Here is a 23,605-nt window from a genome sequence, read left to right as displayed (position 1 = left end):
GTTGAGAGGGGTCTAACACGGTCGGTCTGCGCCAACAGCCGATAGCGGCTCTGGTCCCTCACCCCGACACCTGTAAACATACAAGCGGCTCTAAAGGGGCGAGTTTCAGCAACGCCTGAGTGTCCATGAACGAGCCCTGATGCCACTGCTCAACATCGGCCAACACCATCCAGATGACTGAGCACCCGCCCTTGCACCAACGGCATAGAAGCCCGCGAACACCCCGGGCCAGGGTCACAAAGCAAGCGCAGCGCCCTTCCAAGCGATATTCAATTTTTGCAAATTATGTTGCAAAAAGTTTTGTTTTTAGCTAAAACGTATTGAATCTAGTTGTTCTATAAAAATCAAGGAACCTGAATGCTATACGGTGGAAATCCGGCTGTCCCTCCAGTAGTACGTAACGTCTTATATGTGGCATTGAGTACATGTCTATCGGTCCCAGGAGCGTGGGCAGCCTGTAACGATGTCGCATCTGGAAACCCTGCATTGACTGCGTCAGCGGCCAGCGTTTGCAATGCGACCCTCACCACCTATACCGGGAACAATGTCGCAGGAGCCTATGACGCGGGCTCGGTGTTGAATCTCCTGCCTGCCACCAGCATCACCACCACCAGCAATACCGGAACCTATACATTGAGTTCGGGTGGCATGAATGTTGGCGGAGTTGGCCTCAGACCTGCCGCGGCATTGGTGCATGGACTGGGAAATCTCAGCGTAACCTCTCGCGGAGCCAATAGCCGTGCAATTTATATTTACGGTGGAGCGAACGCATCCAATGAACGCTCCAAACTGCAAGTCGACGGAAACCTCACTGCATTGCGTTCAGTTGGAACAGGTGGAGCAGTCATACAGAACGTCGGGGGCGTCATTGAAGTCACCGGAACTGCTCGTATCGCTGCTGACGCTACCACTACCGTACCAGCCCCTGTAGATGGAGTTCGCAATGGCGCCTCCAGCGGAACAGAAGGGAGCAATCTGTTTCACAATGGCCTGACTGTATATACGTCCTTAACCGGCATCCTGAACTCAGCGGGCTTGGTGCAAGTGCAAGGGCAAGCAGCCAACATCAACAGCACTGCCGGTACCGCAATAGATATATCAGCGGGCAGCATCGACATGCCCGTCCAGGCGACAGTCACAAGTTCCACAGGTACAGCCATTCACTCCACTGGCGGGCAAGTCGTGCTGGGCACAACAGCACTCACTTCAACAACACCGCCATCAGGCACCAGTCTTATCAAGATCGGCACGCAGGCAGTCTCGGTCCAGGGTGCAAACGGGATTCAGGCAGTCGCCACAGGTGGCAACACAGTGCAGATGCTGGGCGGCATTGTTAACGCGAGCGCCGGTGATGCCGTAGTCGTAAATTCAAATGCTACGGCGAACGAGGTCAGTATTTCTGCGGGACAAGTGACTTCAACCTCAGGCAGAGCGATTTTCGACGGTCCGGGCAATGGCAACACCACGGTTACGCTCGAAAGCGCGGCAGTGATCAGCGGCAGCATTGTGCTCGGGGATGGCTCCGACAGCCTTTTCATTAACGGCACGGACCTCAGCCAGGTCTCCAGCATCGACGGGGGAGACGATGCATCAACGGCAGATGGTTATGTTGACCGCCTTACCTTGGCTGCGATGAATGGCCCTCAGGCGGCAAACAAGTTTCTGAATTGGGAGCGGATTACCTTAACGGGCAACAGTGATCTGACTTGGACAGGTAACACGCTTTCAACCGGTAGTGGCTCATTGGCAAGCGAAGCAATGGGCTTGGTTGTGAATGGCGGAAGCACCTCGCGGATTGCAAGCACGACCTTTTCTATCTCAGGTGATTTGACAAATGACGGTCTGGTGACGTTGACCAATGCACAAACCGGTAACACGCTCACCGTGACAGGAAACTATGGAGGCGGTGGAACACTGGCGCTCGATGTAGCGCTGGGTGATAGCAGCTCTCCTGCGGACCGCATGATCGTAGAAGGCAACACGAGCGCAGGTCCAACCATACTTTCCATTAGCAATCTGAATGGTGCTGGTGCAGAAACCACTGGAGACGGAATCCTGGTGGTTCAGGTGAACGGTACATCGGCTGCCAATTCGTTTGCCCTGCCCGCTCCAGGGTACATAGATGTCAATGGCTACCGATATCAGTTGGTGCAAGCCGGTGCAAGCTGGTATCTGCAAGCCAAAGCAATACCTGCATCTGTACCAGCAGTCAGCATTAGCTGCACACCAGCCACATTAAGCGATTCTCCAAATCAAATAGCGACCTGTACCCTCACCGCATCACAACCGGCTCCTTCAACGGGTCTGCTGGTTAACCTCACGCTTCCCGCGCAGAGCACACGACACACCATGAACTGCCCCAATCCATTGCCCATAGCGGCGGGGCAAACGCAAAGCACGGCGGCGTGTACCCTCACTGCGACTCCAAACACCGTAGCAGGTGATGGAAATATTGCATTGGACATAGGTGTTGCAGCCGCAGCTGACTCGTCTTATTCGATAGGTGGTACTCCCGCACAGGTCTCTATCATCGACGATGACCTCTCTGCCGCACCAGCACCGGTGCCGACTCTCCAGCAATGGGGTGTGATGGCGCTGTCGCTCCTGTTGACGATGATGGGCGTAGTGCGGCTGCGCAGGCGCCAGCACTGATGCCAAGCCACCTGCGGATAAATGCCAGTCAGTGAAGCCCTGACTGGCATTTTTTCTTGAAGAAGCTTGCTGCGGAGCAATGCTCCTGCGCGCACCAGATGAACTGTATAAATTGCTGCGACGACGGCATGCTTTGCCGCGTGAAAGCCGATGCGCACCGGCTCCGCTTTCGTCTGCTGAACGGTCAAGCGCACTCCTGGCCACAGCAGAGCGAATGCAATCAGAACGCCCCAGACTTTCTGCACGACCAAGCCTGGCTGCCTGCCTCGCAGCACGCCTTTGCCATGTTGCAACGGTTGTTTGGCCGCAGCCCGAAGGGCTCATTCACAAACTGAAAATAAGATGCCCCCGGTGCCATGGTGGCGCCGGAGGAGCGCTTCATGGTTCTTCAGGCAGCTGTGGCTTTACCGCAATGGTGCCGCATGTGTAGGGCAGCCCCCAGGTGAACGAGTCCGCAAGGCTGACACCAAAGCCATAGCCAGTTGGAGCCGTCGCCGTCACAGACAACGTGCCTGTGATCAGATCATTTGCATTTGGAATGGAGCCACCTGGACCAAAGATCGCCTGTGTCGCGTTTCTGGTGTAGGCAGAGGTGACAGTGACGCTGCTGACATCAAATGTCGGTGGAGTAACTAAGAGGGGCAGGTAGGCCGTGACGGAGTTGATGCCTCCCATGTCATAGGATCCAATTACCGTGCCATAGTCGCAGTCCTGAGCGGGGAGCGATTGGACTTCAATCTGCTGGATGACAGGTGGCGGCGGCGTACACGCAAAAGCCTGGGTGGTGCATGATGCGCCAGGTGCCAATTCGGCATTTACTGTGCATGTCCCTGTTTCAGAAGCATTGCCATTGGATGTGATCTTGATGCGTCCACCGCTGGTGTTTGTGACGGTCAGAACGGGTGCCGGGTCAGCATAAGGAACCTGCGCATCAGAGATTGAGCCTCCAGTGGAACTCGTGAACTCGTAGGGTCCGGCCGCGCGAACGACATTGAGCAGTGAATCACTGCCAGCAACAGAAAGGACAGCCCCGCTCGCCATCAGCGTCACCGACATCAGCCGGTTCAAGCCGCTCTTTTGCCTGCCGCGCCAAGCAATTGCTGCAAACAGGACTCCAAGAACTCCGACACCCAGCAATGTCAACCCAGGAACGGCGGCAGGAGTGCCAACAGGAGAAAGCGCAACAGCAGCGTACCCAAGCGCTATTTCGCAAGTTCCTGCTGTACTCTGAGCCCACGCTGGAGGGCTGGCAGCAAGTAGCAATGATGAAGTCGCAGCAGTAGCGACCTGCATCCCAAGTGTGGGCTTGAGTATATTTTTCACACCGACTCCACCTTAAAGCTGTCTGAAAACTTGGCGGCAAAACTAACAAAACTCTTATGTTTTGTTAGTTTTTGTAATTCTAATATGTGATCAATGGTCGCGCAACACGCAATAAATTCGATCAATAATAGTTAGAACTTATTTCAATGAAAGCGGGTGCGCAGGCACCTATGGCACTTTTCCGCCTCTTGCGCATCACCGCTCAAGATGTGCCTGGTGTTCGCCTGAACACAGAGAACGGCCGCTTCGGAGTCTCGCCGTGCAAGAGCGCTTCCACCACTCCGGGCCCTTTTGCAAGCGGACGGCCAAGCACGGAGGCTTTATCTGCGAGATTGCGGCAGGCAGCATCGTCGACTTGAATCTGCGTGCAGTGGCGGGCGGCTCGGCTTTCGGCGCTGGGTTGCAATCGCCGATTTCCGCATCGCCCGCCGCAGACAGCGGGAAAGCCGCGCCTTGGTCCAGCGCGGCTCTGGCTTAGCAGATTCCGCGCCCCCTGCCTGCTACAAGACGTCGCTACGGGCCTGGGCCTTCTGGCGGTACATATCGCGGTCCGCGTGCTTGAGCAGGGTCTGGGCGTCAGAGCCATCGGCGGGGTAGATGGCCTGCCCGATGGAAGCGCCCAGGTACACGGATTCCTGCGCAGGCACGCCTTTGAGACTGGTGAGTGGCGTGTCCATCACTTCCAGGATCTTGTCGCGCACCATGCTGGCTTGCTCAGAGGTTTCCACACCCTGCAGCACGACAACGAATTCGTCCCCCCCGAGCCGCGCCAGCATGTCATTGCTGCGCAGGATGCTGCGGATGCGCTGCACCACCTCCATGAGTGCCAGATCACCGTTTTCGTGGCCCCAGCGGTCGTTGAGCGGTTTGAACTTGTCCAGATCCATGAACAGGACGGCGAACGATGCAGGCAGCGTGCCGCTGGCGCCCTTGCGGGTGAGCGCTTCCAGAATGTGCAAGAGCGCACTGCGGTTGGACGCACCGGTGAGCGGATCGGTGAACAGCCGGTGGCGCATGTGGTGCACGTTGCTGGCCAGCTCGCCAATCTCGTCATTGCGGGCCACACCGATGGGTGCATCGATCTCGCCTTGCCCCACGCGGCGCACCGCATGTGTGAGCGAACGCATGTCATGGGCAAGGCCCCCGAAAATGCGCAAACCCAGTCCCAAAGCCGTTCCCAAAGCGAGCAGCCCCAGGGCCACGACCAAAATCACATGCGAGCGGATACCCGCCAGCATCTCCTGGTGCGGCACGGCCACCACGGCAAGCCAGTTCAGCCCGGCGTCATCGGTGATTCTGCGATACGCCACCTCGATGGCATTGCCGTCCGGATCGAAAATCAGCGAGGTCTGCGCCACCTCGCTGGACTCATCAAACCGGGAGCGCAGCTTTTCGTAGGCAACTTCGATCAAATGGTTTCCCGATGCGCCAGCGTTCACACGGCTGGGCCGCGCACCATCGGTGTAACGGATGTTGTCGAGCCGGGTGGCGGCGATCAGATCTCCATTGGGCTCCATGATGAAGGCACTGGCGCCCTTGGCCAGCGGCAAGCCATCGACAAACTTGCGCAGATTGTTCAGGAACACATCAGTGGCCACAACGCCCGCCAGCCTGTCGTCTTCGGCAAATACGCTGCGAGCACGCGTCATCACCAGATCGCGCGCATTGAAATCAATGTAGACGGGTGTCCACACATGGCTCTTTGCACTTTGGGCCAATCTGTACCAGGGGCGCGTGCGTGGGTCGAACAATTGGGTTTCGGTGGACTGCAGCACGGGCGTTGCCTTGATCCCGGGCACGGTATAGATGGCGCGATAGTCTTCGGCACGCAGCTTCAGCCGCAGCTCGGCCAGCGTCTCGCTCTTGCGCAACAGGCCAATGCCCTGCCCGCTCTGGTTGCCGTAGTACACATAGTCGCCCTCGTTGCCAGTCAGCGAGGTGGCGGCCCACAGCCGCGTGCGCAATGCGGGCATATCGTCTTGCAGCTTGCCAGGCGCATACATGCCATCGGGAAACGACGCCTCGATGATGGAGCGCGAGCTGAAGATGTGCCGATCCACCGCCTGGCTGATGCGCTCGGCCATCTCCACCATCAACTGCTGCGACAGGGTCGAGACGGTTTTGCTGCCCGTCCAGTACCACAGCACGCCCAGCACGCCCGTCAGCAAGGCAATCAGCATCACGAAAGGCAGAATCAAGGAGATCGTCAGCGATGAGGCTTTACGGGTGGGCATGGCAGAACAGGCAGAGTATTCTTTGTATTACATAAGCATCAGGGCTTTGCGCGCCTTGCGGCACGCCAAGGCCTCGCAGGATAAATTGATAGGAATAACATATTGCACAGCAGTACTTTGATTTAATAAAACTTTACCCAGATGCAAACGGCCTCCACGCAAAAAACCCGCTGCTCCAGGACGGACCAGCGGGTATCAACGATCAATTTACTGTGAAATCAGGAGCTATCTGCGCTTTATGGGCAGGCGCCAGCACCTGATCTGGTCTTATGAAGCTTTGCGCGGTAGTGCTGCGGCCTCGCGCGCCAGAAGCGTGATGCGCTCCCAGTCACCGCGCTCCAGCGTGTCGGTCGGCACCAGCCAGGAGCCGCCCACGCACACCACGTTCTTCAGCGCGAGAAACTCGGCCGCATTGGCCTGCGTGATGCCTCCGGTGGGGCAAAAGCGCACCTCGCCGAACGGGCCTTGCCAGGCCTTGAGCATGTTGATGCCACCGGCCTGCATGGCAGGGAAAAATTTCAGCTCGTTGAAGCCATCTTCCTGCGCCTGCATGATTTCGCTGCTGGTGGCCACGCCGGGCAGCAGCGGCAGATGCAGGTCGCGGCAGGCCTGGCCCACAGCGTGGGTGTAACCGGGACTCACGGCAAAGCGCGCGCCTGCTGCGGCGGCAGCCTTGGCATCCGCACTGCTGCGCACGGTGCCAGCCCCTACGATGGCTTCTGGCACCGCCTTGGCAATGGCCTCGATGCTGGGTAGGCCCTGCGGCGTGCGCAAGGTCACCTCCAGCACGCGGATGCCGCCGCCCACCAGGGCCTTGGCCATCGATACGGCATGGTCCACATCGTGCAGCACGATCACCGGAATGACCGGTGCGTTCTGCATGATCGATAAAGCTGTCAGTTGCTCAGCCATGTGCAAGCCCCTTCTTCTGCGCTCGTCGCGTTGCGCCGGAATCCGGCAAACAGTTCACGGCCCAGCCCGCGCCCATTGGCACGCAATTGCTCGGCCGATATCGTGGCGTTCTCGCGGGCATTCCACACGTCTGCCGCCACTTCGGCCTGCATGATACCGGTTTCAGCATTCAGCAGCACCATATCGCCATCCTGAATCTTGGCCAGCGGCCCACCGGCCAGCGCCTCGGGCGATACATGAATCGCCGCAGGCACCTTGCCGGACGCGCCGCTCATGCGCCCGTCCGTCACCAGCGCCACCATGTAGCCCTTGCCCTGCAACACGGCCAGCGGCGGCGTGAGCTTGTGCAGCTCGGGCATGCCATTGGCCTGCGGGCCTTGCCAGCGCACCACGCACACCACGCCATTGTGGCCGTTACCCTGGCAGATGCGCTCCAGCTCTCCCGATTTGAAGGCGGCCTGCAAGGCATCCTGCGAATCGAATACCTTGGCCGGCGCACGCAGCACATGGCGGTCCTGCGGCACGGCGCTCACCTTGATCACACTGCGGCCCAGGTTGCCGGTCAGCAGCTTGAGACCACCCGTCGGGCTGAATGGAGCATCGGCCGGGCGCAGCACATCGGTATCGCCTGACGCGCCTGCCTCTTTCCATACCAGTTGGCCCGCTTCCACATGCGGAATGCGGGCGAAGGCGGCCAGCCCCTCGTCGCGCACAGTCAGCACATCGCCGTGCATCAGGCCGGCTGCCAGCAGCTGGCCGATCACATAGCCCGGGCCGCCTGCGGCCTGGAACTGGTTCACATCGGCTGCGCCATTGGGGTACACGCGCGCCAGCAGCGGCACCACCGACGACAGCTGCTCAAAGTCGTTCCAGTCGATGACGATGCCCGCCGCACGCGCCACCGCCACCCAGTGGATGAGGTGGTTGGTGGAGCCGCCTGTTGCCAAAAGCGCCACCATGGCGTTGACGATGCAGCGCTCATCCACCACACGGCCAATGGGCGCAAAACGCTTGCCGTGGGTGATGCCCAGCACGGTGCGCATGGCCTCGCGCGTCAGCAACTCACGTTCGCCGTCCTCCGGGTTGATGAAGGCGGTGCCGGGCACATGCAGGCCCATGGCTTCGAGCAGCATCTGGTTGCTGTTGGCAGTGCCGTAGAAGGTGCAGGTGCCTGCGTCGTGGTAGGCGGCCATTTCGGCCTCCAGCAATTTTTCACGGCCCACTAGGCCCTGGGCCGCCAGCTCGCGCACCTTGGCCTTGTCGCCATTGGACAGGCCCGATTTCATCGGCCCCGCAGGCACGAACACCATTGGCAGGTGCCCAAAGTGCAGCGCGCCGATGAGCAGGCCGGGTACGATCTTGTCGCACACGCCCAGCATCAGCGCGGCATCAAAGGTGTCGTGCGTCAGCGCCACGGCGGTGCCCATGGCGATGGCGTCGCGGCTGAAGAGAGACAGCTCCATCCCCGGCATGCCTTGCGTCACGCCGTCGCACATGGCTGGCACGCCGCCAGCGACTTGGGCGGTGGCGCCATGGCGGCGCGCTTCGTCTTTCAGGATATCGGGATAGCGGGCAAAAGGCGCGTGGGCCGACAGCACATCGTTGTATGCGGTGACGATGCCGACATTGGGCCCCTTTTCCTCGACAATGCGGATCTTGTCCTTGCCCGGCAGGCCTGCCACTGCGTGCGCCACGTTGGCGCAGCCCATGGAACGCATCTGCGGCGGGCGCTGTGCCATCGCATCCACCTGGGCCAGATAATCGCCGCGCGTGGCTACGCTCTTGCGGCGGATGCGGTCGGTGACCTCTTGGAGAATCGGGTGGAGTTGCGTCATGGGGATTTCCTTTGTATGGGCGTGTCTGCGGTCTCCTCATGGGCTCTGGGCGGCCCCTGCTTTACGCGCAGACCACCAGCACACCCTCCGCGTTCAAGGCGCAGTCTGCGCTGCGCTTGGTTCAATTTATTTTTATAGCATACGCGCCTTACACATGGTGCGCAGGCGCATATTTTTGCTATTTATTTTGCATCGCGCGCCTGCTTGACGGCGCCTTGCACGGCATCCCAGGTGCCCTGCCCCACGGTCTTGGCAATGCCTGCGTTGACTGACGTCAATTTATCTCGCATGCGGTTGGCCTCGGCAGCGGGCAGCTCGTTCACCTGCATGCCCTTGGTCTTGATGTCGGCCAGGGCTTTGGCGGCTTCTTCGCGGGTGTCCTTGCGCTCGAAATCACGGCTCTTGATGGCGGCGTCCTGCAGCACTTTCTTCTCGGCGGCGCTCAGGCCGTCCCACCATTTCTTGCTGACCGTCACGATCCAGGGGCTGTAGACGTGGTTGGAGACGGTCAGGTACTTCTGCACTTCGTAGAACTTGCTCGACAGCACGGTGTTGTACGGATTCTCCTGTCCGTCCACCGCCTTGGTTTCCAGCGCGGTGAAGAGCTCGGAGAACGGCAGCGGCACAGCGTTGGCGCCCAGGGCCTTGAAGCTGTCGAGGAACACGTTGTTCTGCATCACGCGCAGCTTCACATCTTGCAGGTCTTCGAGCTTGGCGATCGGCCGCTTGTTGTTGGTCAGGTTGCGAAAGCCATTTTCCCAGTACACGAGGCCGACCATGCCCTTGGGCTCCAGTGTCGCCTTGATCTTTTCACCCACCGGGCCGTCCAGCACGGCGTCCGCTTCCTTCACGTTGCTGAAGAGGAACGGCGTGTCCCACACCGCCATCTCGGGCGCCAGGCCGACCAAGGTGGCGGTCGAGCCCACCATCATCTCCTGCGCGCCGCCAATCAGCGCCTGCTGCATCTGCGTGTCCGAGCCGAGCGATGCATTGCCGATGGCGCGCACCTTCATCTTGCCGCCCGATGCCTTCTCGACCTCTTGCGCAAAAAAGCGCGCCGCCCGCCCCTGGTTGGAATCCTCCACCAGGCCATAGCCGAAACGCACGATGCGGGGCTTGAAATCCTGGGCGAGCGCCTGCGTCGCCACGCCCGCAGCCATCAGGCCCGCGAGCGCGCCCACCATGGTCAGCTTGGAAAATTTGATACGCATACCTGTCTCCTTCTTGTTGGGCGCATGGCCCGGGTTTGAACCAAGATTGAAATAAAACCGGCTGCAACGCTCTGTGATAAAGCGCAAACAGCTATCAAATACATAGTAATCAAGTAGTACTCAATGCATCCACTTGAGCGGCACGGTCACGATCTGTGGAAACACCACCAGAAGCGCTGCCAGGAACACATAGGCCACCAGGAACGGCGTCGTGCCCTTGATGACCACCTCCATGCGCAACCTGCCCACGCCCGCCACCACGTTCTGCACGGTACCCACGGGCGGCGTGATGAGGCCGATGCAGCCCACGTAGATGAACATGAAGCCGAAGTACACCGGATCGATACCGGCCTTGGCCGCCAGCGGCGCGCACACAGGGCCGAAGATCAAAATCGTTGGCGTCAGATCCATCGCGGTACCGACCACCAGCAGGAAAATCATCATCACCGCCATGAACAGCATCGGCTGCCCCAGCAGGCCCGAGAAGCTGTCGGCCAGCATATTGGGCAGATCGGCCAGCGTGATCATGTAGGCGGTGACAGTGGCTGCGCCGCACAGGAACATCACCACCGCCGTCGTCTTGGCTGCGGCCAGAAACACCTCGTACAGCTTGCTCCAGCTCATCTCGCGGTACACCACCATCGAGACGAACAGCGCGTACACGGCAGCCACCACGGCCGCTTCGGTCGGGGTGAAAACGCCGCCCTTGAGCCCGCCCAGAATGATGACGGGCATCATCATGGCCCAGAAGCTCTTGGCCAACGCCTTCATACGCGCGCCCCAAGCCACCCGCTCGCCGGAGCGCAGGTCGTACTTGGCAGCGATCTTCCACCACGCGCCGATCAGGAATACACCCATGATGAGCCCCGGCACCACGCCCGAGAGAAACAGCTTGCTGATCGAGGTGTTCGTGGTCACCCCATAGATCACGAAAGGCATGGAAGGCGGAATGATGGGCGCAATGATGCCGCCCGAGGCCAGCAGGCCCGAGCTGTAGCTGTCGGGGTACTTCTGGTCGCGCATCATCGGCAGCAAAATGGTGGCGAGCGCCGCAGTATCGGCAATGGCCGAGCCGCTCATCGACGCCAGCAGCACGGCCGCGCCAATGGCCACGTAGCCCAGCCCGCCACGGATATGGCCCACAAAGGCCTGCGCCAGCGCGATGATGCGGCGCGACAGACCGCCCGCATTCATCAATTCACCCGCCAGAATGAAGAACGGCACGGCCAGCAGGGGAAAATTGTCGAAACCGGCCTGCAGGTTCTGCGCCAGCAGCTGGGTATCGAAGAAATCCAGGTGCCACATCAGTGCCACACCGGTCAGCACCAGGGCGTGCGCAATCGGCATGCCGATCACCATGCCGCCAATCAGCACCGTGAGAAAAATCAAGGTCACGACCATGGCTGCGCTCCTTATTCCACCACGGCGTCAGCCGATTGCGTGGGGCCGCCGCGCAGCGCATCGCGCACCACGACCACCAGCATGCCTACCGACAGCACCAGGGTCGCCGCCGCGCCCAGGGCGAGCGGGTAGCCCAGCACGGTGCTGTAGCTGCTCCAGCCTGCCACCACCTGCTCCCACGATCCCCACAGCAGCAGCAGCATGCAAGCGGCGATGAGAAACTGCGACACCCAGAACAAGGCCTTGCGCGCGCCGGGGCCGACGCGCGAAGTCAGCAGATCGAAGCCCAGGTGTGCGCCTTCAAACGCCGCCACGATGGCGCCAATGGCCACCAGCCATACAAACAGCAGGCGCGAGATTTCCTCGTACGACACGATGCTGGTATGAAAGAGATAGCGCAGAACGACGTTGACGAACACGGCGATCACCATGCCCGCCAACGCCAGCACCATCAGGGCTTCTGCCATCCGCTGAATGCGCGGCTTGGGCTTTTTCGCTTCCTGCTCCGGGGTTGTCATCGTCAGTCTCCTGTGATTGATTCTTGGGGTGGATTCACTGCTTTCACTGCCGGGCCAGCGGCATGGCGTTGACCCATTGCTGGGTGGCCAGGGCGATCTCTGCCAACGGCTCGGTCGCCTGCAAGGTCAGGACATCGGGCTCGGCACGCGGGTCCTGCAAGGTGGCGAACTGGTTGGCCACCAACTGCGGCGAGAAAAAATGCCCGCCCCGCGTCTGCACGCGAGCCAGGGCCGTTTCGTAATTCAGATCCAGAAACACAAAGCCCAGGCGAGGCTGGGCGGCACGCAGCTGATCACGGTACTTGCGCTTGAGCGCCGAGCAGGTCAGCACCACGCCGTGCTGCGCATCGGCAGCGGCCAGCAGAGCTGCCAGGCGCGCCAGCCAGCCTTCACGGTCGGCATCGGTGAGCGCAATGCCTGCTGCCATCTTGGCAACGCTCTCGGGGGCATGGTAGGTGTCGCCTTCCACCAATTGCCAGCCCAGTTGCCGTGCAATGGCCTCCCCTGCACTGGATTTGCCACAGCCCGACACGCCCATGACAACCAGGGCAAGCGGGTGGATGGGGGCAGAAATGGTGTTTTCGGTCATCTGGATAGCGCTATCCAATACAGTCAAAAAATAATGCAATGCCTTGATATCTTTTTGAAAAACGGCACTTCAGCAAGTACACGAAAATTCACACCAAGCCACTGCAAACCCCATATCGAAAAGACTGGGATAGCGCTATCATAGCCGCATAACAACGCGCCAGACCTAGGAGAATCCCTTGCCCGCCAAGCCGGCCCCTGCGGCCCTCCCGCCCATATCTGCAACCGACAAAGACACCCGGCGCTCCCGTGCCAGCGGCCGTATCACCTTGAGCGATGTGGCCGCCGAAGCCGGCGTGAGCCCGATTACCGTCTCGCGCGCCCTGCGTGGCGAGCGGCGTGTGGATGCTGCGCTGGTCGACAAGGTACGCGCCGTGGCCGAGCGCATGGGCTATGTGCCTGACCCGGCGGCGCGCGCCCTCGCGTCGCAAAAGAGCACGCAGGTGCTGGTGCTGATTCCGCTGCTGTCGAACACCTTGTTCGTCGATCTGCTGGAAGCCGCGCACAAGGTGCTGTTTGCCGCAGGCCACCACATGCTGATCGGCGTGACCCATTACGACAGCGCGGAAGAGGAACAACTGCTGCGCGCCTACCTGCCCATGCGCCCCGCGGGCCTGCTGCTGACAGGCTTTGACCGCAGCCCGGGCGCTGCGCAGCTGCTGGCTGCCAGCGCCATTGCGCGCGTGCATGTGATGGAGTTGCACGACGCCTTTGCCCCAGCAACTGTTACGGGCACCACCATGGCCGCTCCGGCACCTGCTCCCGTCTACAGCGTCGGCTTTTCGCAGACCGATGCAGGCGCCGCCATCACCCGGCATCTGCTGGACAGGGGCTGTCGCCGCATCGCGTTCTGCGGCGCCCAGCTCGACGCGCGTGTGCTGCAGCGCCTTGCAGGCTACCGCCAGGCGCTGCAGGCGGCAGGTCTTTACGATCCGGAACTGGAAATACTGAACCCCGAGCGCTCCTCCCTCGCCCTGGGCTCGCTGCTTTTTGAACAGGTGGTTCGCACCCAGCCTGCGGTGGATGGCATCTTTTTCTGCAACGACGACATTGCCCAGGGCGCCTTGCTCGCCGCCACTCGGCTGGGGCTGCAGGTGCCCGGGCAGATTGCCATTGCGGGCTTCAACGACCTGCCCGGCAGCGACCAGATGGTGCCGCCGCTCACCACCATCCGCACGCCCCGCAGCGCCGTGGGCGAGCAAGCCGCTATCATGCTGCTGCAACTGATACGCGGGCAGACCGTACCCCAGCCCCGGCTGGACCTGGGCTATACCCTTGTGCAGCGGCAAAGCAGCTGATCCCATCGCCATGCCAACCTCCCCCCAGACCGCGTCGCCCGCCACGCCGCAGCGCCATGCGCCACGCAACCTGTGGCATTTGTTTACCACCTTCACGGTCATTGCACTGCAGGGCTTTGGCGGGGTACTGGCCATCGTGCAGCGCGAGCTCGTCGAAAAGCGTGGCTGGCTCACCAACCAGGAATTCATCGAAGACTGGTCGGTCGCGCAGATCATGCCCGGCCCCAATGTCGTCAACCTCTCCATCACACTGGGCGACCGCTACTTTGGCTGGCGTGGTGCACTGGCCGCCTCGCTGGGCATGCTGCTGGTGCCCATGCTGCTGGTGATTGCACTGGCGGTGCTCTACAACCACTGGTCGGCCTCGCCTGCCGTGGCCGGTGCCGTGCGCGGCATGGCAGCGGTGGCAGCCGGGCTAGTGGCGGGCACGGCCTGCAAGCTGGCCGCATCGCTGCGCAGCAACCCTCTGGGGCTGTGGGCGGGCCTGGCCTTTGCCGCAGCCGCCATGCTGGCCCTGGCCTGGCTGCACTGGCCGCTGGCCTGGGTGCTGCTGGGCCTGGGGGGCGCCAGCTATGCACTGGTGTATGCGCGCCTGGCCCCCGCTCGCGCAGCGGCTGCGCCTGTGCACAAGGAGGAGGCATGAACCCGTCATTGGCTGCCATGCATGCCGCCGACTGGCTGCACCTGCTTGGTTATTTCCTGTCGGTGTCGCTGCTGACGGTGGGCGGCGCGATTGCCACCTCGCCCGACATGTACCGCGTGCTGGTGGGCCAGCAAGCCTGGCTGACACCCGCGCAGTTCAACAACTCGGTGGCCATTGCGCAGGCAGCGCCCGGCCCCAATGTGCTGTTCATTGCACTGCTGGGCCTGCAGATCGGCATCAACGCCAGTGCGGGCCAGCCCGCATGGGTGGTGTGGGCGCATTGCACGCTGGCCGTGGCCTGCACCATGCTGGGCGTGCTGCTGCCCAGCTCGCTGCTGATGCTGGGTACTGCGCGCTGGATCTTCAAGCGCCGGGATCACCGTGCGCTCCGGGCGTTCAAGCAAGGCCTCGCACCCATTGTGATCGGCATGATGCTGGCCACCGCCCTGGTGCTAGCCAGCAACCATGGCAGCCCGACGCAGGCCCCCGGCCTGTGGCTGCTAAGCGTGGCGACAATGCTGCTCGTATGGCGCACCCGTTGGCACCTGCTGTGGTGGCTGGGGATTGGCGCAGTGCTTGGGGCGCTGGGCTGGGTGTAGGCCAGTTTTTTCAATATTTCTGGCCTGCAGCGCCTTCAGGCAAAGTGCCAAAAGCTATTCAAACAATAGCATTTGATGAGTATCAAGTAGCGAGTCGCAAGTGGCAAGCGCCGTTGCGCTACCACTCCGCAAGTGCCCAACTGCTGGCCATGGCAAAGTACTCTCGCAGCCACACATTGAATCGGGTGAGCGGCGGCGTAGGAGCTGCCACGCCCAGCGGCTGCGCAAAGCCCTGGCGGTGGGCAATCCGCAGCGCGCGCCGCAGGTGGAAATCGCTGCTGACGATGGCGATCGGCTGGCTCAGATCCACACCGCGCGCCTGCAGCAAGGGTTTGGTCAGCGCCAGGTTCAGCTCGGTGCTGGTGCTGACCTCTTCTATCACCAAGGCGGTCAGGGGCATGCCGTGCTGGGCGGCGAGGTAGCGTGCCATGACGATGCCTTCGCTCTCGGTCTCGCCAAAATCCACCCCGCCAGTGACCGCCACCACGGCCTGTGGTTGCAGCCGTGCGAGCTCGGCAGCGGTATCGAGCCGCATGGCCAGCGCCGGGCGCGGTTGCCCGTCCTGCGTGCCGCTGCCCAGCACCACGATGGCCGCCACGGGCGGCACCGCCTGGGGGGCGAGCCCCACGCCAGCCAGCAGGCTCCAGAGCCAGCCCACGCTCACCACCCAGACTGCCAGCCCAATCCAGCCCAGCCGCCACACCGTGGCATGCCAGGGCCGGGCCACGCGCCAGCGTTGCACCGCCAACCACCGCCAGGCCAGCAGCAAGCCGGCTGCGCCCAGCAATACCGGCACCACCACCCCCAGGTGAAAATGCCCCGACACCAGCGGCACTACGCCCAGTGCCAGCAGCACCGTGGCCACGACGGCCATCACCGCCCTTGGTAAGAAAGTCATCGCATCCTTCGTCAAAAACAGGCCATCAACGCTCGTCCACTGTGCGCCAATGCACCAAAAATCATAGCATCAAGGTGCAATGGAGCATGGCAAAAAACACCCGCTGGCGTGCAGCGGGTGTTGTCTTTAGTCGGAGGGTAGATGCGGATTATTCAAATTCCAGAATGATGTCGTCCACCGCCAGCGAATCGCCCTTGCCTACGCTGATCTTGCTGACCACGCCATCCTGCGTGGCAAACAGAATGTTCTCCATCTTCATCGCTTCGATGACGGCCAGCTTCTCGCCCGCCTGCACCTTCTGGCCGGGCTGCACCGCCACATCGACCAAGAGGCCCGGCATGGGCGAGAGCAGGAACTTGGACAGATCGGGCGGCGCCTTGTAGGGCATGAGCTTGTACAGATCAGCGCCCAGCTCGGACAGCACGAGAATGTCGAGCTGGGTGCCGTTGTGGATCACCCGCAGCGCCAGCGGGTTCTTGGGCGTGCCGCGCTCGATCTGGCAGGTGAAGGGCTGGCCGTTGCAACTGCCGCGCACCACCAGATCGCGGATTTCGGCATTGCTGCGCATTTCATAGGTCTTGCCGTCGATGACCACCTTGCACACGCGAGCCTCGGCGTCAAAATCGGTCACCTCGCCGCTCAAATAGCGGTGCTGCCCCTCCGCGCCCAGCACTACGGCCGTGTAACGGTGCCCCACCTGTACGTTGTGGCCCTGCATCTGACCCGAGATGGTGGAGGCACGCGCACGGTAGCGGCGGTTGCGGAACATGGCCAGCGCCACCAGGAAATTGGGGTCGTCATGCGGCACGTCTTCGGCATGGAAGCCATGGCTATAGTGCTCGGCAATGAAGCCGGTGTTGAACTGGCCCGAAACGAATTTGGGGTGCGCCAGCAGTGCGGCCTGGAACGGGATGTTGCTGCTGATGCCGCGGATGGCAAAGCCATTGAGGGCCTCGCGCATCTTGGCGATGGCGTCGTTGCGATCCTTGCCGTGCACGATGAGCTTGGCGATCATCGAGTCATAGAACATCGGGATCTCGCCGCCTTCGTACACGCCCGTATCCACGCGCACGCCGTGCAGATGCTCAGTGTCTGCCTGCCACATGGATTGCTCGGGCGGCGCAAAGCGCACGAGGCGCCCGGTAGACGGCAAAAAGTTGCGGAACGGGTCTTCGGCATTGATGCGGCACTCGATGGCCCAGCCGTCGCGCTTCACATCCGCCTGGGTGACGGCGAGCTTTTCGCCCGCTGCCACGCGGATCATCTGCTCGACCAGATCGAGCCCGGTGATGCACTCGGTCACTGGATGCTCCACCTGCAGGCGGGTGTTCATCTCCAGAAAGTAGAAATCCTGGTCTTTTCCGACGACAAACTCCACCGTGCCGGCCGACTGGTACTTGACCGCCTTGGCCAGCGCCACGGCCTGCTCGCCCATGGCCTTGCGGGTGGCGTCGCTGATGAAGGGCGATGGCGCCTCTTCGATCACCTTCTGGTGGCGGCGCTGGATGGAGCACTCGCGCTCGTTCAGGTACACCACATTGCCATGGCTGTCGCCCAGAATCTGGATTTCGATATGGCGCGGCTCCTGCACAAACTTCTCGATGAAGATGCGGTCATCGCCAAAGCTGTTGCGCGCTTCGTTCTGGCACGCGGTAAAGCCTTCGAGCGCCTCCTTGTCGTTGTAGGCCACACGCAGGCCCTTGCCGCCGCCACCGGCAGAGGCCTTGATCATCACCGGGTAGCCGATGCCCTTGGCGATTTCTACCGCGTGCTCGGCGGTGTCGATGGCGTCGTTGTAGCCGGGAATGGTGTTGACCTGGGCCTCGCCCGCCAGCTTCTTGGAGGCGATCTTGTCGCCCATGGCGGCAATCGAATGCGCCTTGGGGCCGATGAAGGCAATGCCTTCATCCTCGCAGCGCTTGGCAAAGGCCTCGTTCTCGCTCAGAAAGCCGTAGCCCGGGTGCACGGCCTGCGCGCCGGTCTGCTTGCAGGCTGCAATGATGCGGTCCGCCACCAGGTACGACTCGCGGCTGGGCGCTGCGCCAATGTGAACGGCCTCGTCGGCCAGCTTCACATGGCGGGCATCCTTGTCGGCATCGGAGTAGACGGCAACCGTCTTGATACCCATTTTGCGAGCCGTCGCAATGACTCGGCACGCAATCTCTCCGCGATTCGCGATCAGGATTTTTGTAAACATGCTTGTATTCCTTTAAACCTTTAAACGATAGGGCGTGCAGAAGCCAGCTTCGCTGGCTGCGTCAAGCAATTTACACAAACGTCTTTTGCTGAAACGTCTGCTGCGCAGCCGTTTTCACCGCAGTTGGCAATGAGGATTTTGGTAAACATGGTGCTTCGTCTCTCTGATGAATTTGGAATCAATGTCTTCTGCCCGTCTCAGGGCAGCGCCTTGTCGTGTGCCCATTGCCCGCCGGGCATGAGCAGATAGTCTTCACAATCCAGATCGCTGCAGACCTGGCTGCCCAGCACCTGCAGAATCACGCGGTCCTGCGTGCGCACATCGGTAGAGCGGCCCTTGACCTTGACGGCCAGCATGCGGCTGTCCTTGCCCCACTTGGCAATCTCGGCGCCTTCGGCCAGCGCTTCGGTCACATCCCAGCCCTCACGGTGCGCCGAGCGCACGGTGGCAGCTCTGCGCGAGAGCACGCGCTCGGGCCGCACCCCCACCAGCAACACATGGCCCAGCCAGCGCGTGCCGCTCTTGTCAATGGCCTGCAGATCTGCCACGCGCCGCGCGTCGTACTTGCGCACCATGGCCTGCAGGCGAGCCGCGTTGGCGCTGTATTCCTTGCGCTGGTCGGGCTGGCCCGCGTTTTGCCGCTGCAGGCTGGTGGCATTGTTGCTGTACTGCTGGAACAGCAGTTCCCTGCCCTGCAGCGATGCCGTGGCGCGCACCGTGGGCACAGGCAGATTGCCATCGGCATCCGGCACCAGCTCAAAGCCCTGGTACACCATCAGTCGCACCAGGCCCACACCCTGCGCTGCGGGGCACAGCTTTTGCCAATGGTGGTGTGCAGCCTGAAGCCATTGCCGGGCAACCACTTCCGACGCCAGCGACTCGTGCACATCCACCAGCACATGCAAGGCCTTGGGGCGGCAGGCGTTGGCGGCCTGGTTGCCCTGCGCGGCGGCCTCCGCCCACAACCGCCCGCCCTTGCCTTCGTTGTTGGCAAGCGGCCCCAGATCCAGCAGCACGCCCTCTGCCAAAGGCTGGCTGCGCAGGGCTCCTGGCCGCGGCTGTGCATGCGCAAGCAGGCCCCCAAAGGCCAGCGCGCATACCAGCAGTGCAGGTGCAAGGCTGCATCTGAAGCTGCATTTGCGTACGGTATGGGAACGTTGGAGATATGGCATGGTGGCGGTGCGGGCTTGCTGGCGTCAGTGCTGCGCGGCGGTTGGCTGTGCGTTCATTGATGGCCAGGCGCCGCTCAGGCACTGCTCCTTGGCGCCGCCGCTGATGCGTGTGGCGCCTTGCGGCTGTGCATAGGCATCAACCGGGAACTGGTAGAAATAATCCACCAATTCTCTCGCCAGCGCTTCGCCGACAGGCGCCACCTTCTGCGCGGTCTGCAAGGCCTGCGCGGGCACCATGTCACGCCGCCGGCTGTTGGCAACCGCAGCACCGGCGAGATTGGCCTTGGCACAGGCCTCCACCCGCGGCGCACTCGCATCGGCAAACCATGCCTGTGCGCAGGCGCGCAAGGCACGGTCCACGTACAAGCCCACAGCGGCTGTATAGGCCTCGGCCCCGTTGTCGTAGGCATCGCTGCCCCGGTAGCCCTTGGCCAGCGATTCGTACAGGCGCAAGGTTTCGGGCTGCATGGCAGCGCGCAGCCGCTGTGCGCTTTGCACGGAGAGCGAATTGGGCCCATCCCGTGGGCCGATCTGCGCCAGCGCAAACAAGGCCTCTTCCACCAGCTGGCACTGCACGCCGCGCCCTGCCATGTCCGGCAAGGCAGGCGCTTGCGCATGGCTGAGCCCCTGGCCCAAAGCCAGAGCGGCAGCCACAGTGACAGGGGCCCAGGAAATATGCATGCTCGCCCGCCCAGTGCCTTACAGCGGGATATTGCCGTGCTTGCGCCACGGATTTTCGAGCTGCTTGTTCTTGAGCATCTCCAGGCTGCGGCAGATGCGCTTGCGCGTCTCGTGCGGCTGGATCACATCGTCGATGAAGCCACGCGCACCCGCCACGAACGGGTTGGCAAAGCGGGCCTTGTACTCGGCTTCGCGGGCAGCCAGTTTTGCCGGGTCGTTCTTGTCTTCGCGGAAGATGATCTCCACCGCCCCCTTGGCCCCCATCACGGCGATCTCGGCGTGCGGCCAGGCCAGGTTCACGTCGCCGCGCAGGTGCTTGGAGGCCATCACGTCGTAGGCGCCGCCATAGGCCTTGCGGGTGATCACGGTGATCTTGGGCACCGTGCACTCGGCATAGGCATACAGCAGCTTGGCACCGTGTTTGATGATGCCGCCGTATTCCTGCGAGGTGCCGGGCATGAAGCCGGGCACGTCCACAAAGGTGACGACCGGGATGTTGAAGGCATCGCAGAAGCGCACAAAGCGCGCCGCCTTGATGGAGCTCTTGATGTCCAGGCAGCCCGCCAGCACCAGCGGCTGGTTGGCGACGATGCCCACGGTCTGCCCTGCCATGCGGGCAAAGCCGATCAGGATGTTCTTGGCGTATTCGGGCTGCAGCTCAAAGAAGTCGCCATCGTCCACGGTCTTGAGGATCAGCTCCTTCATGTCGTAGGGCTTGTTCGGGTTCTCGGGCACCAGGGTGTCGAGCGACATCTCGGCGCGGCCCACCGGATCGGTGCTGGCACGCACCGGCGCCTTTTCGCGGTTGTTGAGCGGCAGGTAGTTGTAGAGGCGCCGCAGCATCATCAGCGCTTCCACGTCGTTGTCGAACGCCATGTCGGCCACGCCACTCTTGGTGGTATGGGTGATGGCGCCGCCCAACTCCTCGGCGGTCACCTCTTCGTGCGTCACGGTCTTGACCACTTCGGGGCCGGTCACGAACATGTAGGAGCTGTCCTTGACCATGAAGATGAAGTCCGTCATGGCGGGCGAGTACACCGCACCACCCGCGCTGGGGCCCATGATCATGCTGATCTGCGGCACCACGCCCGAGGCCAGCACATTCTTCTGGAACACATCCGCATAGCCGCCCAGCGATGCCACGCCTTCCTGAATGCGCGCACCGCCCGAATCGTTGAGACCGATCACCGGCGCGCCCACCTTCATGGCCTGGTCCATCACCTTGCAGATCTTCTCCGCATGGGTTTCAGACAGCGCGCCGCCGAACACCGTGAAATCCTGGCTGAAAACGAAGACCAAGCGGCCATTGATCATGCCGTAGCCGGTGACCACGCCATCGCCGGGGATCTTCTGCTCGGCCATGCCGAAGTCGGTGCAGCGGTGCTCCACAAACATGTCCCACTCTTCAAAGGTGCCGTCGTCCAGCAGCAGCTCGATGCGCTCACGCGCCGTGAGCTTGCCTTTCTTGTGCTGCGCGTCGATGCGCTTCTGGCCCCCGCCCAGGCGGGCGAGTTCGCGCTTTTTCTCCAGTTGTACCAAGATGTCTTGCATGTTCAATCCTCTGAAGCTTGCTGGGTTGTCTCTGTGTCTTGATGAAGGCCTGGGCCTCGTTCAATCGGTTTTACTCATGTTTTGATAGCCTCCTGCGCAATACCACTCTGCGCAGAAAGCAGATTTCTTGCCGCAGTCGAAGCGGCCAGCCGCCCCTGCGCCACCTCCTGCTGCACCTGGGGCAGCATATCTCGCACGGCAGGGTGTTCGCGGAAGGCGAGCTTGAGCCCATGGTCGATGCGCTCCCACATCCAGGCCAAGGCCTGCTTTTCGCGGCGCAGTTGCAGGCGGCCGTTGCCGGTCTGCAGGCTGCGGTAGGTTTCGACGGCCTCCCAGAAGCCTTCCACGCCCTGGCCCAGCAAGGCGCTGATCTGCACCACGCGGGGCTGCCACAGCGCGCCGCTGTTGGCATGGTCCGGATTGCCATGCATCCCCAGAAGGCGCAGGCTGGAGGTAATCTGAGCCTGCGCGCGCGTTGCGGCATTCGGGTCGATATCGGCCTTGTTGATGACCACCAGGTCCGCCAGCTCCATCACGCCTTTCTTGATGGCCTGCAGATCGTCGCCCGCATTGGGCAATTGCAGCACGCAGAACATATCCGTCATGCCGTGCACGGCAATCTCGCTCTGGCCCACACCCACGGTCTCGACAATCACCACGTCATAGCCCGCTGCCTCGCACACCAGCATGGCTTCGCGCGTCTTCTCGGCCACACCGCCCAGGGTGCCGCTCGACGGGCTGGGGCGAATATAGGCTTCGGGTCGCATCGACAGCTGCTCCATGCGCGTCTTGTCACCCAGAATGGAGCCGCCCGATACCGTGGATGACGGATCGATGGCCAGCACGGCCACGCGCAGCCCTTTGCCGATGAGGTACAGCCCCAGGGTTTCGATGAAGGTGGATTTGCCCACACCCGGCACGCCGCTGATGCCCAGGCGGAACGACTGGCCCGTAAAGGGCAGCAAGGCCGTCAGCAGCTCATCGCCCTGCGCGCGGTGGTCGGCGCGTGTCGATTCCAGCAAGGTGATCGCCTTGGCCATGGCGCGGCGCTGCAGCGCAGGGTTGGCGCCTTGCGTGATGGCGGCGACGCGCTCGGTCACGTCCGCGCTCATGCGGTCACCTTTGTGCAAATTTGGCCATCAGCGCTTACCTGCAAAGCGCAATCAGCGATCATTTTTATAGCAAACACCATGTTCAACTGTCCCTACACCGGGCTCCACTGGTACAGCAGATCGATGGAATCGCCCCCCGTCTGCACAAAGCCATGGCGCTCGTAAAACCGGACGGCGTCGCTTTGGTTCAGCACTTCCAGCCACACGGTTTTTCCTGCATGGCGCGCCTGGCTTTGCACCTGCTGCATCGCCCAATCGCCAATCCTGCGGTTTTGATAGGCGGGCAGCAAATACAGATGCTGGAGCTTGGTGCGGCCATCGTCACAGGGAACCACCGTCAGCAGGCCAGCACGCTGCGGGCCTTGACCATCGTCATCATCTGCGCAGATATGCTGCATGTACTGCGGATCAAACTGGCCGGCAAAGCGCTTGCGGGCATTGTCCAGATTGAAGATACCCAACCGCTCCAGGCTCTCGCGCATGGCGGCAATGCGCAGGTCAAACAGCGCTTCGAAATCGTCTGCGGAGACGGGAGCGAGAGTGAGATTCATGGCTTTTCCAGGCCTTTTTTCATCTTTTGATGCAGTCGGTAACCGCCATAGCCCAGCGCAGTCCAAACCACCAGTCCGGCAGCTACCTGACCCCAGGCTGGCAAGATCAAGACCCGATACAGCGCATACATAAACAGGATGCCTACTACTGGCTCCACAAACACCATGACCAAAGTCAGCAGGAAGCTCTTCCCAAAGGGCTGCCGCTTACTCGCTTTCGTCATACTAA

At 61.8% G+C, this 23,605-nt stretch carries 21 protein-coding genes; 5 read left to right on the top strand and 16 right to left on the bottom strand.

Features of this window, described 5'->3' with window-relative positions; all coding sequences use genetic code 11:
• The first annotated feature begins 486 nt into the window (after window positions 1–486).
• Window positions 487–2,652, top strand: a complete 2,166-nt coding sequence (locus HNP33_RS16315; protein WP_184710228.1) for an IPTL-CTERM sorting domain-containing protein — start codon at window positions 487–489, stop codon at window positions 2,650–2,652.
• A gap of 56 nt (window positions 2,653–2,708) precedes the next feature.
• Window positions 2,709–2,987, top strand: a complete 279-nt coding sequence (locus HNP33_RS16310) for a hypothetical protein (RefSeq protein WP_184710230.1) — start codon at window positions 2,709–2,711, stop codon at window positions 2,985–2,987.
• Between the two features lie 43 nt (window positions 2,988–3,030).
• Here the strand turns inward: HNP33_RS16310 and HNP33_RS16305 are convergent, their stop codons facing one another.
• The 8 genes from HNP33_RS16305 to HNP33_RS16270 all read right to left on the bottom strand — a co-directional run bounded on the left by HNP33_RS16305 (window position 3,031) and on the right by HNP33_RS16270 (window position 12,675).
• A complete protein-coding gene (locus tag HNP33_RS16305; protein ID WP_184710232.1) occupies window positions 3,031–3,975 on the bottom strand; it encodes a midcut-by-XrtH protein in 945 nt (314 codons plus the stop codon).
• Between the two features lie 500 nt (window positions 3,976–4,475).
• Window positions 4,476–6,209, bottom strand: coding sequence for a diguanylate cyclase domain-containing protein (locus HNP33_RS16300; protein WP_184710234.1), 1,734 nt, complete (start codon window positions 6,207–6,209; stop codon window positions 4,476–4,478).
• A gap of 267 nt (window positions 6,210–6,476) precedes the next feature.
• Window positions 6,477–7,121, bottom strand: coding sequence for a bifunctional 4-hydroxy-2-oxoglutarate aldolase/2-dehydro-3-deoxy-phosphogluconate aldolase (gene eda / locus HNP33_RS16295; protein WP_184710236.1), 645 nt, complete (start codon window positions 7,119–7,121; stop codon window positions 6,477–6,479).
• The gene (gene edd, locus HNP33_RS16290; RefSeq protein ID WP_184710238.1) at window positions 7,106–8,956 is read right to left on the bottom strand and encodes a phosphogluconate dehydratase; all 1,851 of its coding nucleotides are present in this window, start codon (window positions 8,954–8,956) and stop codon (window positions 7,106–7,108) included. The genes eda and edd overlap by 16 nt, the downstream gene beginning before the upstream one ends.
• Window positions 8,957–9,138: 182 nt before the next feature.
• The gene (locus tag HNP33_RS16285; protein ID WP_184710240.1) at window positions 9,139–10,167 is read right to left on the bottom strand and encodes a TRAP transporter substrate-binding protein; all 1,029 of its coding nucleotides are present in this window, start codon (window positions 10,165–10,167) and stop codon (window positions 9,139–9,141) included.
• A gap of 120 nt (window positions 10,168–10,287) precedes the next feature.
• Window positions 10,288–11,568: a TRAP transporter large permease gene (locus tag HNP33_RS16280; RefSeq protein WP_184710242.1), complete on the bottom strand. Its 1,281-nt coding sequence runs from the start codon at window positions 11,566–11,568 to the stop codon at window positions 10,288–10,290.
• 11 nt (window positions 11,569–11,579) lie between these two features.
• Window positions 11,580–12,086 carry a TRAP transporter small permease gene (locus tag HNP33_RS16275; protein WP_184710244.1) on the bottom strand — a complete coding sequence of 169 codons (507 nt, stop codon included), beginning with the start codon at window positions 12,084–12,086 and terminating at the stop codon, window positions 11,580–11,582.
• Between the two features lie 43 nt (window positions 12,087–12,129).
• On the bottom strand, window positions 12,130–12,675 hold the full coding sequence (locus HNP33_RS16270; RefSeq protein WP_184710246.1) for a gluconokinase: 546 nt from the start codon (window positions 12,673–12,675) through the stop codon (window positions 12,130–12,132).
• Between the two features lie 178 nt (window positions 12,676–12,853).
• On the opposite strand from HNP33_RS16270, the gene HNP33_RS16265 reads away from it, so the two are divergent.
• Genes HNP33_RS16265 through HNP33_RS16255 form a run of 3 tightly spaced genes read left to right on the top strand, consistent with a single transcriptional unit; the run spans window position 12,854 to window position 15,214 of the window.
• On the top strand, window positions 12,854–13,972 hold the full coding sequence (locus HNP33_RS16265) for a LacI family DNA-binding transcriptional regulator (RefSeq protein ID WP_221452099.1): 1,119 nt from the start codon (window positions 12,854–12,856) through the stop codon (window positions 13,970–13,972).
• A gap of 10 nt (window positions 13,973–13,982) precedes the next feature.
• Complete coding sequence (locus HNP33_RS16260; protein WP_184710248.1) at window positions 13,983–14,615, top strand: chromate transporter; 633 nt, start codon at window positions 13,983–13,985, stop codon at window positions 14,613–14,615.
• Window positions 14,612–15,214 carry a chromate transporter gene (locus tag HNP33_RS16255; RefSeq protein ID WP_184710250.1) on the top strand — a complete coding sequence of 201 codons (603 nt, stop codon included), beginning with the start codon at window positions 14,612–14,614 and terminating at the stop codon, window positions 15,212–15,214. Before HNP33_RS16260 ends, HNP33_RS16255 begins: the two co-directional genes overlap by 4 nt.
• A 118-nt stretch (window positions 15,215–15,332) precedes the next feature.
• Here HNP33_RS16255 and HNP33_RS16250 read toward each other — a convergent pair whose 3' ends face one another.
• The 8 genes from HNP33_RS16250 to HNP33_RS16215 form a co-directional block, all read right to left on the bottom strand.
• A complete protein-coding gene (locus HNP33_RS16250) occupies window positions 15,333–16,112 on the bottom strand; it encodes a YdcF family protein (RefSeq protein WP_184710252.1) in 780 nt (259 codons plus the stop codon).
• A gap of 148 nt (window positions 16,113–16,260) precedes the next feature.
• Window positions 16,261–18,309, bottom strand: a complete 2,049-nt coding sequence (locus HNP33_RS16245; RefSeq protein WP_184710254.1) for an acetyl-CoA carboxylase biotin carboxylase subunit — start codon at window positions 18,307–18,309, stop codon at window positions 16,261–16,263.
• 197 nt (window positions 18,310–18,506) lie between these two features.
• On the bottom strand, window positions 18,507–19,481 hold the full coding sequence (locus tag HNP33_RS16240) for a hypothetical protein (RefSeq protein ID WP_184710256.1): 975 nt from the start codon (window positions 19,479–19,481) through the stop codon (window positions 18,507–18,509).
• A gap of 24 nt (window positions 19,482–19,505) precedes the next feature.
• Entirely contained in the window at window positions 19,506–20,162 is a 657-nt protein-coding gene (locus HNP33_RS16235; protein ID WP_184710258.1) for a hypothetical protein, read from the bottom strand.
• An 18-nt stretch (window positions 20,163–20,180) separates the two neighbouring features.
• Window positions 20,181–21,713 (bottom strand): acyl-CoA carboxylase subunit beta, encoded by a 1,533-nt coding sequence (locus tag HNP33_RS16230; RefSeq protein ID WP_184710260.1) that lies wholly within the window; start codon window positions 21,711–21,713, stop codon window positions 20,181–20,183.
• Between the two features lie 74 nt (window positions 21,714–21,787).
• Complete coding sequence (gene meaB, locus HNP33_RS16225) at window positions 21,788–22,825, bottom strand: methylmalonyl Co-A mutase-associated GTPase MeaB (protein WP_184710262.1); 1,038 nt, start codon at window positions 22,823–22,825, stop codon at window positions 21,788–21,790.
• 92 nt (window positions 22,826–22,917) lie between these two features.
• Window positions 22,918–23,376 (bottom strand): GNAT family N-acetyltransferase, encoded by a 459-nt coding sequence (locus tag HNP33_RS16220; protein WP_184710264.1) that lies wholly within the window; start codon window positions 23,374–23,376, stop codon window positions 22,918–22,920.
• Complete coding sequence (locus HNP33_RS16215) at window positions 23,373–23,600, bottom strand: hypothetical protein (RefSeq protein ID WP_184710266.1); 228 nt, start codon at window positions 23,598–23,600, stop codon at window positions 23,373–23,375. Before HNP33_RS16215 ends, HNP33_RS16220 begins: the two co-directional genes overlap by 4 nt.
• Window positions 23,601–23,605: the final 5 nt, after the last annotated feature.

This window comes from Comamonas odontotermitis, assembly GCF_014207855.1.
In the GTDB taxonomy this organism is placed as follows: Bacteria; Pseudomonadota; Gammaproteobacteria; order Burkholderiales; family Burkholderiaceae_C; genus Comamonas; species Comamonas odontotermitis_A.
This window is presented reverse-complemented; position numbering and strand designations above follow the sequence as displayed.